The 15,434-nt window shown below is 49.1% G+C and carries 9 protein-coding genes and 1 pseudogene; 5 read left to right on the forward strand and 5 right to left on the reverse strand.

Going from position 1 to position 15,434, the window contains the following annotated elements:
• Window positions 1-363 precede the first annotated feature (363 nt).
• Window positions 364-1,782 carry a sugar porter family MFS transporter gene (locus GKC68_RS16405; RefSeq protein WP_028723915.1) on the reverse strand — a complete coding sequence of 473 codons (1,419 nt, stop codon included), beginning with the start codon at window positions 1,780-1,782 and terminating at the stop codon, window positions 364-366.
• Window positions 1,783-2,437: 655 nt separating this feature from the next.
• Between GKC68_RS16405 and GKC68_RS16410 the strand changes: the two genes are divergently transcribed.
• The gene (locus tag GKC68_RS16410) at window positions 2,438-2,563 is read left to right on the forward strand and encodes a hypothetical protein (protein WP_258379110.1); all 126 of its coding nucleotides are present in this window, start codon (window positions 2,438-2,440) and stop codon (window positions 2,561-2,563) included.
• A gap of 68 nt (window positions 2,564-2,631) precedes the next feature.
• Here GKC68_RS16410 and GKC68_RS16415 read toward each other — a convergent pair whose 3' ends face one another.
• Window positions 2,632-3,324 (reverse strand): hypothetical protein, encoded by a 693-nt coding sequence (locus GKC68_RS16415; RefSeq protein WP_264253571.1) that lies wholly within the window; start codon window positions 3,322-3,324, stop codon window positions 2,632-2,634.
• Window positions 3,325-3,798: 474 nt separating this feature from the next.
• Between GKC68_RS16415 and GKC68_RS16420 the strand changes: the two genes are divergently transcribed.
• The 3 genes and pseudogenes from GKC68_RS16420 to GKC68_RS16430 form a co-directional block, all read left to right on the forward strand.
• Window positions 3,799-3,969 (forward strand): hypothetical protein, encoded by a 171-nt coding sequence (locus GKC68_RS16420; protein WP_015700785.1) that lies wholly within the window; start codon window positions 3,799-3,801, stop codon window positions 3,967-3,969.
• Between the two features lie 992 nt (window positions 3,970-4,961).
• Window positions 4,962-7,919 (forward strand): autotransporter outer membrane beta-barrel domain-containing protein, encoded by a 2,958-nt coding sequence (locus tag GKC68_RS16425; protein WP_342656339.1) that lies wholly within the window; start codon window positions 4,962-4,964, stop codon window positions 7,917-7,919.
• Window positions 7,920-8,207: 288 nt separating this feature from the next.
• Window positions 8,208-9,298 (forward strand): annotated as a pseudogene (locus tag GKC68_RS16430) (FAD-NAD(P)-binding protein); the annotation flags it as partial.
• A 106-nt stretch (window positions 9,299-9,404) separates the two neighbouring features.
• Here GKC68_RS16430 and GKC68_RS16435 read toward each other — a convergent pair.
• Genes GKC68_RS16435 through GKC68_RS16445 form a run of 3 tightly spaced genes read right to left on the reverse strand, consistent with a single transcriptional unit; the run spans window position 9,405 to window position 13,176 of the window.
• Window positions 9,405-10,424: a NagC family transcriptional regulator gene (locus GKC68_RS16435; protein ID WP_342656340.1), complete on the reverse strand. Its 1,020-nt coding sequence runs from the start codon at window positions 10,422-10,424 to the stop codon at window positions 9,405-9,407.
• 55 nt (window positions 10,425-10,479) lie between these two features.
• The gene (locus GKC68_RS16440; RefSeq protein WP_342656341.1) at window positions 10,480-11,811 is read right to left on the reverse strand and encodes a DUF4038 domain-containing protein; all 1,332 of its coding nucleotides are present in this window, start codon (window positions 11,809-11,811) and stop codon (window positions 10,480-10,482) included.
• Window positions 11,812-11,826: 15 nt separating this feature from the next.
• Complete coding sequence (locus GKC68_RS16445; RefSeq protein ID WP_342656342.1) at window positions 11,827-13,176, reverse strand: glycoside-pentoside-hexuronide (GPH):cation symporter; 1,350 nt, start codon at window positions 13,174-13,176, stop codon at window positions 11,827-11,829.
• 478 nt (window positions 13,177-13,654) lie between these two features.
• Here GKC68_RS16445 and GKC68_RS16450 point away from each other — a divergent pair, with 478 nt between their 5' ends.
• Window positions 13,655-15,076 carry an L-fucose/L-arabinose isomerase family protein gene (locus GKC68_RS16450; RefSeq protein WP_342656343.1) on the forward strand — a complete coding sequence of 474 codons (1,422 nt, stop codon included), beginning with the start codon at window positions 13,655-13,657 and terminating at the stop codon, window positions 15,074-15,076.
• The last annotated feature ends 358 nt before the right edge of the window (window positions 15,077-15,434 follow it).

The following is a 15,434-nucleotide window of genomic DNA, read 5'->3' on the forward strand; positions in this document are numbered from 1 at the left end:
TCATTAACAATAGCAACATTACACGTGATTCAATGACTATATTAAGTCCGAACAATGACACGAGACGCGCTTCATCGTTTTTTTAGATGAGAAAAGAAACCTTGTGCATACTGGACATTATTATTTGATTTTCGCGATAGGTTAAGAATTTGGTACGTTGTATCATCTACGCCTGTACCAGATGAAAATTCTGTGTGAACGAAATGACTTACCACTCAACAATGCATTTCTGACAACTTTCTGGAAATAATATAAATGCTCGTGCTGTGCAGCGTTTTGACAGGCAGTAGACTAATACTTGCGGCCATTACCTGTCATGAATTTATTATTGAGATGCATAGTTGGATGCAGTAATGAAAGTAATTATCGCCCCAAATCCCGCAACTTCTCACCCGACATCAAATTCCTCTCAATCCGTTCCAGCGTCACATTCTTGGTTTCCGGCACCAGGTAAACAGTAATAACAATAAACACCAGGTTAAACCCGGTATAGAGCCAGAAGGTTCCGGCTGCGCCGATGCTGCCGAGGAGTGACAGGAAAGTCGCACCGATAATCATGTTCGCCACCCAGTTAGTGGTGGTGGAACAGGTAATACCAAAGTCGCGGCATTTTAGCGGCTGGATTTCAGAACACAGAATCCAGACGACGGGCGCTGCACTCATCGCGTATCCACCAATGCATAACATGGTCATGCCGACAGAAACCCAGGACAGCCCGCTGCTGATATGGCCATGCCCTGCTTTCATCAGGCAGTAACCTAATATCAGAGTAGCAAATGCCATCACCGAGAAGCCAATTTTCAGGATGGGTTTTCTGCCCGCTTTGTCTACGGTAAAAACGGCAATAAAAGTGGCAAACATAAAGGTCAGGCCAACGATAACGGTGGCGATCATCTGCTCCTGAGTGCTTTTAAAGCCCGCCATTTTAAAAATCTGCGGGGCGTAATACATGATGATATTCATCCCGGTAAATTGCTGCATGCCCTGCAATAACATGCCCATAAAGACCGCACGCCTGACATTTTTATTGCTTTTGAAAAGCGAAAAACCGCCCTGCTTCATGCGCAGACTTTCCCGAATCTCATTGAGTTCCTGGCGAGCTTTTTCCGACGTATCGCGCAGCATACGCAGCACTTCCTCTGCCTCAATATGCATTCCCTTAGCCGCCAGCCAGCGTGGGCTGTTCGGCAGAAAAATGACCATAATAAAAAGTATGACGGCGGGAATGGCCAGAATCCCCAGCATGGCCCGCCAGTTACCGCTGTAGCTAAAAGCAGTATCCGATATAAAGGCCATTACGATGCCCAGGGTAATCATCAGCTGATACAGGCTTATCATTTTGCCTCGTACGTTTTCAGTGGCCATTTCAGATAAATAAAGCGGCGCAGTATAGGAGGCCACACCAACGGCCAGGCCCAGCAGCAGACGAAACATCAACAACATTTCAACGCTGGTTGCACCCGCGGAACCGAGCGATCCGATAGCAAATAACACGGCGCCCGCCATCAGGCTGTATTTGCGACCCAGACGGTGTGATACCCAGCCATTACACAGTGCTCCAAGCGCGGCACCCAGCATCATGATGCTGACCACCCACTCCTGCTCATGGCTGCTCAGGCTAAAATGATGCGTCAGAAAAGGTAGCGCACCCGAAATCACGCCAATATCCAGTCCAAACAACAGCCCGGCTAGCGCGGCTGAAATTGAGATGAACAGGTTCATACGACGAACTTTTTGTTTATGTTCGTGGTGCATAGTGAAAGTATTTACATGAGACATCATTAAGCTCCGCTCATACTGCATGTCGTGTCCTTGCAGCATATAAAGCAGCGATAGCGGGCGATGAGGGCAAATAAGGTCAGGATATGGACGATTTTACTGTCCCCCCTTTAAGTGTGATGCAGATCTCACTGAATAAGGGAAGGCGCATTTATCGTTTTATGACCTGATATTTCAACACGTTTTTTTTGACGATAATGTGTAAAAAGCCAGATGGTGACCACTGACCTGTGGAACCTTCCAAAACCGGCGGGTAATTTGCCTGAGCCATCATCGCCGCAGTTTTGCATGAAGCGTCGCCAGAGGACCTGGCCGTCACGGTGGCGCGCTGGCGATATGATGCATCGTTTAAGAATAAATAGCCGCTATGTAACCGCCCTCTTGTTAACCATACTCTCCGCACACGCGATGAAATATCGTAATTTACTTTTCTGGTTACCGATGCTTCTTGCTGCTTATTCAGGCAATACAATACTGCACAGCAAAGCGCATCAGGTTATTACCTGACGGTGACAACAACGAAATGCCGTTTTTTACACGTTCTTGTTGTACCCAATGCGCGCCCTGTCCTTTCACATCATTATTTAACAGTCACTTTCCCTGTGTGCCGTGTTTGGCGCGTTCACCCTCAAGGAAAAGTGACGACAGGAAACAGGCAATGACCAGCACCATTTTATTATTACTGTTTTTTCTTAATTTGATTGTTTTCCTGGGTTTAATGGCTATCCAGGAAATGCTCGATGACCGCTATTCGCCCCATTACGAGAACGGTGACTACGATTAATAACGGCTACATTCTCGCGCCGTTTGGCGACGCTCGGGAATTCCTGTTCATCATGGGTTCCTTCCGGGTTAAACTTTTATCGTTTCTGGATCAGCCCAGTTATAAACCGCAAATACCAGCCTGATGTCGCCCGAAATGGCCCCATATTTTCGGTGCATATTGTCGATAAAATACGATTTGAGCATGTCGGGCAGGCTTGTTGAACGATAACGTAGCAACGTGGTATGCCAGTATTCCGGTGGCGTTGTTTTTCCACCGTGTCTTTGCAGAAGTAAGTCACGCCACGCTTCTAACGACATCAGTGCATTCCAGCATGCTGCTCTTTGCTCTACGGCGTGGCCTTCAGGAATACCTGCCAGTAACAGTTGATCGGGAAGCGCCACCAGCCGTAATACCTCAACCCTGAGCGAGAAGTCAGTGACGCTTTGGCGAAACGCGCCAGTCAGCTGTGATAAAGCGGGAAGCTGCTGCAGGCTGTCGTAGCGCGCTGGGGTAACAGGCAGGAAGGTCAGATGGAAATGATTTGGCTGCATCACATCTGCCAGCGGATCCCCCTGAGTTAAGCCACGAAGATCGGCAAGGAGTGACAGAATTTGCGGATTCAGGACAGGCTGAATGCCACTGGTCAGGGCTTTCAGTCCGGCAGGATAGAAAAACTTTTCAGTTTGCTGTTGCGCCCCCACGGTTTCACGCTGCCATGATTGCAGCGTATCACTATTGCGCTGGGCATAGAGTGCGTCAAAACAGGCGGCCGTCCTCACCTTCTCTCCTGATATCTCACTAAATGATCTGTCGCTAGCATAGCCAGATGCGCAGAGGAATGCTGCACTTTCTACAGATTAGAAATGCAGGCCCAACCTGTAAGCAGACGGGTGGGCCAATAAGCTTAGTCCGGATGTTTATCACCCGACTCAGGCGCGTGAGTCTCATCATCTTTTGCGCCGTCAGTGTTGCCCTGTGATGGTTTTTTTTCTCGGGTCGATAATCAGGATGATCACCTTCTACAGGTTTGTCTGTCATATTGGCCTCCTGGGTTAGCGTGCTGAGCATCAAGCCCGGCGCATTAACCAAAGGTAAGCACAGCGGTTTGCCGTCGTTAAATTACTCAGCCCCAATGGGAATCTACAAACTCTATGATTTATAAAACTTTATTTCATCAACATTGACTTAGCGGAAATACCGACCAGGCTTATCAGGCGAGCTGTTTTACGTTGTATTTATCACGAGGGAAAAATATGAAAAGCATTCTGAGCGGTTTATTGATTGTTTCCAGCCTTTTAATGATGTCGGGTTGCCAGCAGGACAGCGGTGCTGTAGGCAATGATGGTCGTCCACATGCGCCAAGCGGGCAATCTGTTCCAGGCGGCCCGTTAGGTAAAGGCCCTGTAGGCCAGCCACAGGCTTAAATAAAAATCCGGCTCTGAGCCGGTTTTTTTGACTTCGCGTTTACGTAAGCCTGATTTAACTTTTCACCAGACGCCTAAAATGACTGTACGGTACTGGCAAATGACAGCCGTTAAGCACGATTATTATCCACAGGACACCCGCCGTTATTCATCTGCCTGCCAGCAAAAGGCTCGCCTGGTGGTGTTTCAGTACTGTTCTTAATTTAATTATTATATTAACATTTTACGCTCAATGTTAAGGGAGCAGATTTAAGATTTTTCTTGCCCAGACTGAAAAATATTTCATCGACCACAACAAATGACGCGTCTGTCATCCCAGATATTCGTGATCCACCTCTCATTAATGGAGTCTATCTTCACGTTCTTAACAAAAATTACCCCGACGAAAATATTATCATTGCATTTACTGAGAATCTGAATAATTAAGCAGCAGATTAAAATCCGTAAAACACCACAAACTTAGTTCCTTCATTTCTGTCGACACCAACAGAAGATACCTGCTGTCTCTTCTCTATCGCCTTATAATCAAACGTGAGCTTCTCTTACAAATAAACAGAACGTATCGATCAATAAATTATGTGTAATAGTCTCGGCCTATCAGGAACACAGTACAGTTCGATATTAACTATTTTTAAATGGTCAGCATCTCTGCAAAATAACCTTCACGCTCCGCTCAGGATTAAGAGATATTTCTATACATTTAATCAACCCAATTTATAGCAGATTAAAACATTCTGTCAGCCACACCATCAAGCTATAAAAATGATGTCACATTTGTTTAATAATCATTACTATTAAGAATAAACCTTTAATCCTTAATGTTAGTTCACAAGCTAACTGATGCGTTATTTAAAACACCACATTAAAAATAATTATTTTAACGGGGCGCTTAAAATTAACACCCCTGTTTGGTGAAAAGCGATTTTCTAATCATTTAACAACCCAGTTACGCCAAGAAAAAATCAATTAAATAAATGGATGGATAAATAACAATGAGCAGAACAACGCGTAAGTTAGTTATTGCTACGGTGATGAGTACGTTTGGATTAATGAATGCCCCCGCAGAGGCGGTCTGTAGCCGAGAAGGGAACAAATACACCTGTAGTGGCGCCGATCATGACACACAAAGCCTGACAGGCGATGTCCTCGACGTCGTGCTGGACGGGACGTCTTACATTAATACCAGTGACGGATATGGCTTATCCGTCACCGGTTCATCCCTGACCATTACGCAACAGGAAGGCGGCATTATCGTAGCCGATGGTTCAGGGATACATATTGAAAATACCGGTACGGGCGACACCACGCTTAACATTTCCGGCACTGTGGTGGCGAAAAGAGCCGATGGTATTAAAATCATTACGTCCTACGAGGCAGGCGCAATCACCCTTATTCAGGAAGCAGGCACAATATCGGGGGAACAGAATGGCATTCAAACGCAGTATATGGGAACGGCCGATACGTTTATCGCGGTATCCGGCGAGGTGAAGGGAGAATCGAATAACGGTATTAATGCCCTGAATGGCAGCACGGCAAAAAACCTCTCCATCATGCAGTCTGGCGGAAAAATAACCGGCAGATTTAACGGTATTCAGGCATCTAACCAAGGTACCGGAAACACGTCCATCATCACAACCAGTGCTGTCTCAGGTGAATACGCGGGCGTTTTTGTCGATAATCATGCTTCGGCACAAGACATCCTGGTGATGCAGTCAGATGGCAGCATCACCGGGGGCCATTACGGTATCTATGCCTCCAATCACGGAATCGGTGATACCATCATCCTGACCGCGGGTAACGTCTCAGGCACCAACAATTCAGGCATTTACGTCGACAATGCTGAGAGCGCAAACAATCTGTCCATTGTGCAATCTGGCGGCAAAATAACCGGCGGTGAGCATGGTATCTACGCGAACAATCACGGTCACGGCAATACTTCCGTTACCACCCGCGGTGAAATCGTGGGTGAAAATGGCTCCGGTGTCAGCGTCTCGACCATGGGCGGCGGCAATATCGCCTTCACCCAGATTCAGGGCAAAATTGTGGGGGCTTTGTCGGGCATTGATATCTTAAACCGCGAAACGGGCTCGACGACTGTGAATATATCGGGTGAGGTTATTGGCGGCAGCGTCGCCGGTATCAATACAGATTTTAGAGGTAATGACGGGAAAACTACCATCAACCTGAACCAGGGTGCGGATATTTCAGCCGCATCAGGTATTGCAATCAGGTCTACTCATTCTGATGCAACGGTAAACCTGAATAACGGTGCCAAAGTTTCCGGACAGATTCTGTTGGGAAATGGGAACAACACCCTGAATCTCAATCAGGGTTCAGACCTTAGCGCCCTGACCGTCATCAATGGAGACGTTGACGACGACACTGAGGAAAATATTAACACTCTAAATATTAATCAATCACTGACCGGCTCTTCATTCACATATGGGGAGGCAGGCGATGTCGCCATTCTGAACTGGAATATCATTAATGTCGGCAATGCAGCGCACACCCGCAATGCGACGTTAACCCTTTCCGGCGATCTCAATGCAGATCAAATCGCTATCGCATCAGGGGGAAGAGTTAACATTTCTTCTGCGGTCCGGGATGTCACGATTGCGGGTAAGGTAAATAACGCAGGCTCTCTCGATCTAAGCAATGACCGAGACAGTGGCAACAGCTTAACCATTGAGGGTGATTACTCAGGGGATAACGGCAGCCTGGTCCTGAATAGCGTTCTTGAAGGTGACAATGGCACTGCTGACCGACTGATCGTCAATGGCGATACGACCGGCCATACCTGGGTCAGTATCAATAATCTGGGTGGACAGGGAGCACTAACCGATAAGGGCATTGAGATTGTCACGGTTAAAGGTGATTCCGCCGGCACCTTCGCGAAATCAGGCCGAATCGTCGCCGGGGCCTATGATTACGATGTGGTTAAAAAAGACAGCAACTGGTTTCTTGCCAGCGAAAAAGCGTACCGTCCCGAATTTGGCAGCTATCTGGCAAATGCCCGGGCGGCCAACACGCTTTTCCATACCCGCCTCCACGACCGCCTGGGTGAAACACACTACATCGACAGGTTAACGGGTGAACAAAAAGTCACGAGCCTGTGGGTGCGCCATATCGGTGGGCATAACCGCTTCAGAGATGCTTCCGGCAAGCTTCATACCCAAAGTAATCGTTACGTGATGCAGCTCGGCGGCGATATCGCACAGGGGAGCCGCAATGGACTGGATCGCTGGCATCTTGGCCTGATGACCGGTTACGCCAATAACCAGAGTCGCACGCATTCTAAAGCGAATGGCTATACCTCACGTGGAGACATTAACGGTTACAGCGTGGGCCTGTATGGCACCTGGTACGCTAACCAGAAAGAGAAAACCGGGGCCTATGTCGATGCATGGATGCTGTACAACTGGTTTGATAATCAGGTTACCGGGCAAAATCTGGCGACGGAAAAATACCATGCTGATGGGATCACCGCGTCCCTTGAAACCGGCTACACCTTTCAGACAGGAGAGAGCCGCGATGGCCGCACGCGTTACTGGCTACAGCCTAAGTTTCAGCTCACCTGGATGGACGTGCAGGCTGACGATCACATCGAAAATAACGGCACACAGGTTGTTAACAACACCAACGGAAATCTTCAGACGCGTTTGGGCATGAAGTTTTATCAGCAGGGAAATCACATCAATGATGAGGGCAAAGATCGCACTTTCCAGCCATTTGTGGAAGCCAACTGGATTCATAACACCCATAACGACAGTGTCATGATGAATGGAATCAGCAATACGATTAGTGGCGCGCGCAACGTAGGTGAACTGAAACTTGGCGTCGAAGGTCAGATCAACGCTCGCCTGCAGCTGTGGGGCAACGTTGCTCAGCAACTGGGCGATAATGGCTTTAGCGATACCCAGGGCACGCTGGGGGTGAAATACGCGTTCTAGCTCTTCGCATAATCCGCAACATCAGCCTGTTACGTCGCTTGATATTGACTGTTTAACATCAGGCTTCCAGTCTTTACCTGTTGATGCCATGACAAACATCGGCCTGAATAAACCTGTTCAGGCCGACATGGCGTTTCACTCCAGCGCGAAACCCAACCATAACCGCCTCTCTTACGCTGTCGTGACCTGTTAGCGCTCTGGTCCCCCGCGCAGTTGCGCAGTAGTCGAGCAAACTTGATCATATCGGCCGGGTAGAAAAACTGGTTACGACGCGTTGCCTGCCCTGCGGCAACCCGTACTTATTTTTCCAGTACCCGGTCAGGCTTGATGTCGGCAAAAATACCGGCATGTCACGTGGGTATTATGGGCACCTCGCTCAGCGGCATTGACGCCGCAATGGCCGTGGCGATCCAGCATGGTGACTTTCAGGAAAGCGACGACGACGCGATCGCCTTCACACTGGACAACGGCCACGAAGCGCTGAAGATCGTATTAATGTCACGATCGGGCATTCTGCCAGAAGCCGATTTCTACTGCCCGATTCCCTATGAGCCACTGAACGTGGTGACTAAAAGCGCCGTGGACGATGTGATTGCTGCGGGTGCCGACGGATTACTCGATCGGGTGTTCAAGCTCATGGTGAAAGAGCTGAAAGAGGCGGCTGAATGGAGCACATCGATTGAGCTCAACGCACTTGATGCCGACAGTTTTCCGGAAGCCTGGTTTGCCAATCGGCACAAGCAGAACCCTTTCCACTGGGCCAACGCCAATCTGAATGAAGTCGAACGCAACAAACGTGACAGGCGCACCGTGCCGTGGCGCTATACGATTCTGCGGTTGCATGAAGTGATCGAGGACATCGTTCTTTATCTTGACGAAAGCGACGCTAAGCGCTTTTCAGACGGCCTCGCCAAAGTGTTTATTGATAACTACGCGGCAATCCCCTCGTAATCGATTCGTCGGCTGCTGGCCTTACACAAGGCCGGGATTATCAGCATTCTTGCACTCGGTGAGGATTACACGCTGCACCGTCAGCAGCCAAAACGCTGATTGAGACGAAGGTGAAAAATCTGGCGTTTGACGTGTTTATTGATGCGCGTGGACAGAAAGCGCTTAAGACCAAAGACCTGCCCTTTCCCCGATTACGCCAGCAGATCCAGAGCAGTGGAGATGAGATTCCCGAACTGGGTGACGATTATACCTTACTGTCTCCTGAATCTGCCCTGGGACGCATCGCCTTTGGCGCACTGCCCTATTTGATGCATGACCAGCCATTTGTTCAGGGACTCACGGTGTGTGCCGATATCGGTGCCGCCATCGCCAGTACCCTTGTTGAATCGTCTTTACGCCCCCGAAAGCGGCTGGCGTATTTGGCATGACGAGAGCTCGGGGGATAAGACGCGGCGACCAAATTGACGCTTCATCGTCTGAGTTAAAGCGCATCTCGTTGCCCTGCTCTGATATCAAACCCGGATTGGCCCAGAGCTATGCCAGTATATGTTCAGTGATGGTACTGGCACTCAACTGCACCAGCCCTTTAACGCCGAAGTGGTACCCCGTTTTTTCATGCGTGATGCGGATGCCGCTGATATGAGTGTCTGCATTGGCTGCGAGTATCGCCTGCGCCAGTGGCAGCACCTCGTTGCCATAGTCTTCAAACAGCTCACCGGTGACAATCACGTGTCTGATATTGTGAATCGGTGCGGTGCAGCAGATAGCAAAACAGAGCGCTCTGGCGGTGGCCAGTACCGTTGCGGGCTGGTTATCCGGATCGACAGCAAACGCCTGCTCAATACCGCCCTCATAAGGTAAATGCACTATCTCCGGATAAAATCCGTTCTCACCCAGTACCGGCTCGCCGTGAATACATTGCCCATAGCCCAGGCTGCCAAACCCAGGCATAAACGCCACCCACGATGAGTAAGGTAAACGCTGAGCCAACTGAAAGGTGGTGCAGAACGCAATATTAAAAATCTGTGTGCTGATACACATCGCGTCTTCAATGCGTTTTTTAAGCGCCACGTTCGTCTCACTGAACAACGGGCAATAACGTACGACGCCGGTGAAATGCTCGATGCCGCCCTGCAACGCCACGCTTATTACGTTGACCTGCTGCTGATGGACATTGCCTGACAGGCATAACGCCGCAACGCTGGTGGCGATAAAGGCAACCAGGCGTTGTGGCGTTAGCAGGGCAGGCAACGAGATCCTGTGGTGCGCCAGCGCGGGCACTTGCGTATTGAAGTCGTTTAGCATCGCCTGGAGCTGGCCTTTGCGAAGCGTAATATTGACGCTGAAAAACTGGCCCGGCGTTGCAGCCAGCAACTGTTGAGGTCGGCCAAACGCACTGTCCTTTACGTCCCGCTCCTCAATGACCCGCTCTTCCAGCAGCTGCGACGTCAATTTTGTCACGTAGGCCTTCGTCACACCCAGGCGGCGCGTCATCTCTGCCCGTGACTCGCATTCGCTGTGCAGAATATTCAATATCTGCTTCTTGTAATCCATTCACGCCCCCTGCCCGCTCTGCGCTTCTGAGCGGACAGTAACACAGTTCGCCTTATCAGGAATTTGCTCTCAACACGAGTATCCAGTCATTTCCGCTGGCGGGTGGGTCGATGTTAAGGAAGAAGGTCTCCGACATATCATTGCTCAGCCAGTTCATGATGCCATAGCGGGGATCAAACCATCCTGTTTCGAATCCCGTTGCGGCAAAGGCGCTGATATCCAAGGTGATATTTTGCTGTTGCGGAATATATACCGCTATCCAGCGCTGCTGGTGATCGCGCATCAAACCACAGTGGCGTTGATCGCTGGGATTAGGATTGATAAGCAAAGACCGATCGGGAACCCGTAGATGCCAGTCAGGCAGGGATTCAATAAACCGTCGCAGGATGCCAATGGCAAAGGCGCCGGGATAGTCAAGCGCATCAAACCAGTACGGAATAGTATCGCCCTGATAAGTACTCGCTGCGCTTTCAGGTATCGCCATGGCGTCATCTTCCGGTCGGCGCATCTGCCAGAGACTGTAGCAACCATAGGTAATGCCCGCGCCCCCCGCAAAGACTGACCAGTAGCTGCTGCGGCGCACCTCACGATCGGTAAAGCGGCTGGCCTCCTGTGCACGTCGGAACTGATGCTGACACATGACCGGATGGGCTTCATAGCAGGGTTCAGCATCGAGAACCGGCTTGCTCTGACGCTGATAATCCATTTCAATGGCGCGCCACGACGGATAAGCCTCACCCATGTGTCCCGATTGCCAGACGATAAAATCATGCCAGGGCCGATCGCCCAACATGTCCAGCGTGCTTCGCCCGCCCTGCGAGTGCACGGTCAACAGCGCATCGCCACTGCCACCCTGTCGCAACCCTTGGGCCATATTCTCCATCAGCTGGCGTTGTTCCGGGGTTTGCACTGCACGATCACCGCCGATCATCCATATGATGCCCGTGCCTTGCAGCTTGTCACTGAGATACCGACAGAATGCCTGAACGTTTTCTGCGTTAAATAAGGGCGTTTTGGCCGCTCCCCAACTGTTGTTCACACTCCAGTGTGACCCCCACATCGGCACCAGGGCGATATAGAGATCTCGCGAGTTGGCGATGTCGGTGACTCGCCTCAGATGATCAAAATAGGCTTCATTGGGGATTAAAGACGTTAAATCCTTAAAGGGCAGATGTCCGCCTTCGTAAGTCGGCGTCTGTAAACCGTCAAGCTCACACAGGGCAACGGCCTGAATCACATTAAAGCCTTTTTTTGCCCGATTTGTTAAATACGCTTCTGCCTCTGTCAGCGTCAGTTTGTGAAACAGCTCCCAGGCAGTACAGGCCGTATAGAAAAAGGGGCGATCCTCCTGATAAAAACTTCTGTCACGAACCGTTAATTTTTTCATCTACCACTCCTGATATCAGAACGCTTTTTCATTGATAAATGACTGGCAGATTTTTTCATCCAGTTTGTAACGTGAAAATATTCCGGCGGTGATAAACATGCAGGATGCGGGGAGCCAGACATAAAGGAGGTTAAACGCAGAAAGTTGATTTTCTGAAGCCGTGGTCATGAAATCGGGGTTATATCCGTACCATGCTAAGACATAACCAATAATTGCCCCACCGATCGCCATTCCGGCTTTTGTGGCAAACAACATGCCGCCGCCAATCATGCCGTTTATTCGGACGCCATATTTATAAAAGCCGTAGTCAGCCACATCCGCGACGGTTGCCCAAATAATTACGGCGATAAGTTCAACAACCAGTGTCGCCGTGACAAACAGCCCCGCATGTACCCAGACGGCTTCGGCAGAGGTAAAACCAATGATTAACGTAATAAGTCCCCCCGCGATCTGACTCCAGATCAGTAATGGAATCCGTTTTACCCGTCCGGTTTTAAGGACATATCCGGTAATCAAGGGGGCAATAATGCCGGCAATTGAACCCGCGGTAAGCAAAACACTCAGAAATGAAACAGGCAAGTTAAGCACATATTTTACAAAATACGCCGCCGCACCAAACTTAAGCGTATTCATAATCATCACCACCAGCTGTGCAGCAAAAATGATTAAAGCCTGATCGTTTTTCAACATCAGCCGTATCTGGTTGCCGACGCTGAGCGTCTGTACATCCCCTGCTGAAACGCGTTCCTGAGTATTGTAATAGCAAATTAAAACCAATAGCGTTGAGAGCAGGCCAATACCGCACATCACAACCCGATAACCCATCACCTCATTATCAAAAAGCGCAATTAACATCGGGACCAGTAAAGAACAAATTAAGTAAGAGACCTTGGCTAACGGAAAGCGAATCGTGTTTATCTGTATCCTCTCGTCACTGTCTGCTGAAATGGCGCCCAGCAGAGAGACATAAGGCACCGCCACCAGGCTGAACGCCATAACCAGCATGATATAGGTGGTGTAGGCATAAATGATCCGGCCGGTTTCACCCAACTCGGGGGAAAGGAAAACGGCTGCGCAGCTAAGCCCATAAGGCACCGCGAACCATAATAGCCAAGGGCGGTAACGACCATGTCGGGAACGCGTGCGATCGGCCACCACGCCGATTAATGGATCGCTTATCGCATCAATTAAGCGCGTAATCAGGAATAAGGTTCCCATTACTGCAGGGCTGAGCTTGAATACATCGGTGTAATATATCGACAAAAACATCATGGTCATGCCCATGAAGATATTCGCTGAGGTATCCCCAAGCCCGTAACAAAATTTTTCGCGAAAACTCACTTTTAATGGTTTATGTAATTCCATTCCAGCATCCTCCCGCATTAATAAAGGACGCCAACCATATAAAAACAGTAAACAGAAACAAACTGCATTAAGTTTCTTTTGTGAACTTAGTTCAATAAAAAACAAACCACACCTTCAAAAATACATCAATATTTAAGTTGATTAATTAACGCATCTCGATAAAACATCTCTTCACACTTCTAACCATCAACAACCAAAAACCTATTAAAGATGCTAGCAACTGCCAAAAACCACGCCTTATTTTCGGCATACACTCCATTTAAAAAAAACAAAAATAGACAAAAACAGGCATCACGAATAATATGAGAATGAATTAATAAAATCAAACTCACCCGATAAGAAAAGCGTCCACTTAAGTGGTTTGCACAGATCACACCACCTGTAAAAACCAGAACAAAATAAATAACATCATTAACAATGATGAAATTTTAAGACATTAAAACACTCGTAATAAAACTATGCATCCCGGAGAAAAATCATGTCAAGAATACCGCATCAATTAACCATGGCCGTTATCATCGCTAACAGGGGGTTCTTCCCCGGATACGTAGTCAATGAGGCGCGCGAGCAGATTATTGAGGTGTTTATTCAGCACAATATCAATCCGGTAATGCTCGATGAAACCCAGACCCGCTACGGTGGCGTTGAAACACGTGCAGAAGCCAAAATATGTGCAGCATGGTTACGCGCTCGTCGTGACGATATTCATGGCGTGGTGGTATTGCTCCCCAATTTTGGCGATGAAAAAGCCGTTTCAGAAGCATTACGTCTTTCCGGACTTAATGTTCCTGTGTTAATTCAGGCCCAGCCAGACCGCCTGGACAAGATGCATCTCGCCAGTCGGCGCGACAGTTTTTGCGGCAAAATCTCCCTGTGTAATAACCTGCGTCAATATGACATTCCCTTCACCTTAACCACCCAGCACGTGAGTGACTTAGCGGGTGAATCTTTTGCCCGGGATATAAGCCGGTTTAAGCAGGTTTGCCGGGTGGTCAGCAGCATGCGCGGCGCGCGAGTGGGCGCAATTGGTGCGCGTCCTGCTGGTTTTAATACCGTTCGCTACAGTGAAAAATTACTTGAAAGGCTGGGCATCGCCGTGGAAACCCTGGATTTATCAGAGGTGTTCAGCAGAATGAAACGGTTAAGCGAAAGAGATATTCGTGTCGATGAGAAGCGCCGCCTGCTGCTGGATAATGCGCATGTCAGCACGATGGCTTCAGATAAAATCACCCTTATGGCAAAGTTGTTCGTGGTCATCGCTGAATGGGTCATAGCTGAAGACATTGATGCCACCGCCATTCAGTGCTGGACCTCATTGCAGGAAACGCTCGGTATTAACGCGTGCTCTGTGATGAGCGTGATGTCCGGTCAGTTACTGCCCAGCGCCTGTGAAGTCGATGTGATGGGCGCATTATCCATGTATGCCCTTGCCAGTTGCAGCCTGAGTCCGGCCTCCATTGCCGACTGGAATAATAACTACGGCGACGATCCAGATAAATGTGTGCTGTTTCACTGTGGCAACTTTGCCACAGCCTCTCTGGAGGACGCCACAATGGGCACCGCCAATATTATTGGTCAGCGCGTCGGCAACGAAAATACCTGTGGTGCCGTTCATGGCAGAAGTAAAACGGGCAACATCACCTTCTTCCGACTGAGCTCCGACGATCTGAGGGGGGAAATCAAAGCCTATGTGGCTGAGGGCGTCGCCGTGAACGATCCGCTTGATACCGTCGGCTGTCGTGCGGTCATTCAAGTGCCGCAGTTGGAACGCTTGCTGGCGTGGATTTGCCGTAACGGCTTCGAGCATCACGTAGCCTTCAACCACGCATCCTGCGCAGAGGCTTTGCATGAAGCCTTTACCCGCTATTTGCAGGTTGGGACGCATTTTCATTGCCAATAAGGTTGATGTTAAATCAAGGCGGTTTGGTACACAGGCTATTGAGCCTGTTTAACTGTTACAGAAATTTCAAGGGGCCTGGATGTTGAACGACATCCCTTTTACCCGTTTCGTTATTCCTGTTTTCGCTGTGCTACCGCCTCACTCTTGTGCATCAATCGCAACAACGTTAAGTCACATCAGGTATTCATCCTGGTGAAAGATGAGTAAGCAATGGTGACTCACATTTTCAGTCAGACATCCTTACAGTAACGCTTACCCCCTGACGACCGGTGGGGAGTAGCAGAAATGTTTACCTTAAAGAAAGTTCAGCAACAGTCATTCCCGAGAATGGAAAACAGCACTGATTCCATAAATTTAT

It is taken from the genome of Pantoea sp. RSPAM1 (assembly GCF_038816185.1).
Taxonomy (GTDB): Bacteria; Pseudomonadota; Gammaproteobacteria; order Enterobacterales; family Enterobacteriaceae; genus Pantoea; species Pantoea ananatis.

What these genes read in the sequence shown, in the direction of transcription:
- GKC68_RS16420 (WP_015700785.1), top strand. Translation starts at nt 3,799, where the DNA reads ATGAAAAGCATTCTGAGCGGTTTATTGATTGTTTCCAGCCTTTTAATG.
- GKC68_RS16445 (WP_342656342.1), bottom strand. Translation starts at nt 13,176, where the DNA reads ATGGAATTACATAAACCATTAAAAGTGAGTTTTCGCGAAAAATTTTGT.
- GKC68_RS16440 (WP_342656341.1), bottom strand. Translation starts at nt 11,811, where the DNA reads ATGAAAAAATTAACGGTTCGTGACAGAAGTTTTTATCAGGAGGATCGC.
- GKC68_RS16410 (WP_258379110.1), top strand. Translation starts at nt 2,438, where the DNA reads ATGACCAGCACCATTTTATTATTACTGTTTTTTCTTAATTTGATTGTT.
- GKC68_RS16425 (WP_342656339.1), top strand. Translation starts at nt 4,962, where the DNA reads ATGAGCAGAACAACGCGTAAGTTAGTTATTGCTACGGTGATGAGTACG.
- GKC68_RS16450 (WP_342656343.1), top strand. Translation starts at nt 13,655, where the DNA reads ATGTCAAGAATACCGCATCAATTAACCATGGCCGTTATCATCGCTAAC.
- GKC68_RS16405 (WP_028723915.1), bottom strand. Translation starts at nt 1,782, where the DNA reads ATGATGTCTCATGTAAATACTTTCACTATGCACCACGAACATAAACAA.
- GKC68_RS16435 (WP_342656340.1), bottom strand. Translation starts at nt 10,424, where the DNA reads ATGGATTACAAGAAGCAGATATTGAATATTCTGCACAGCGAATGCGAG.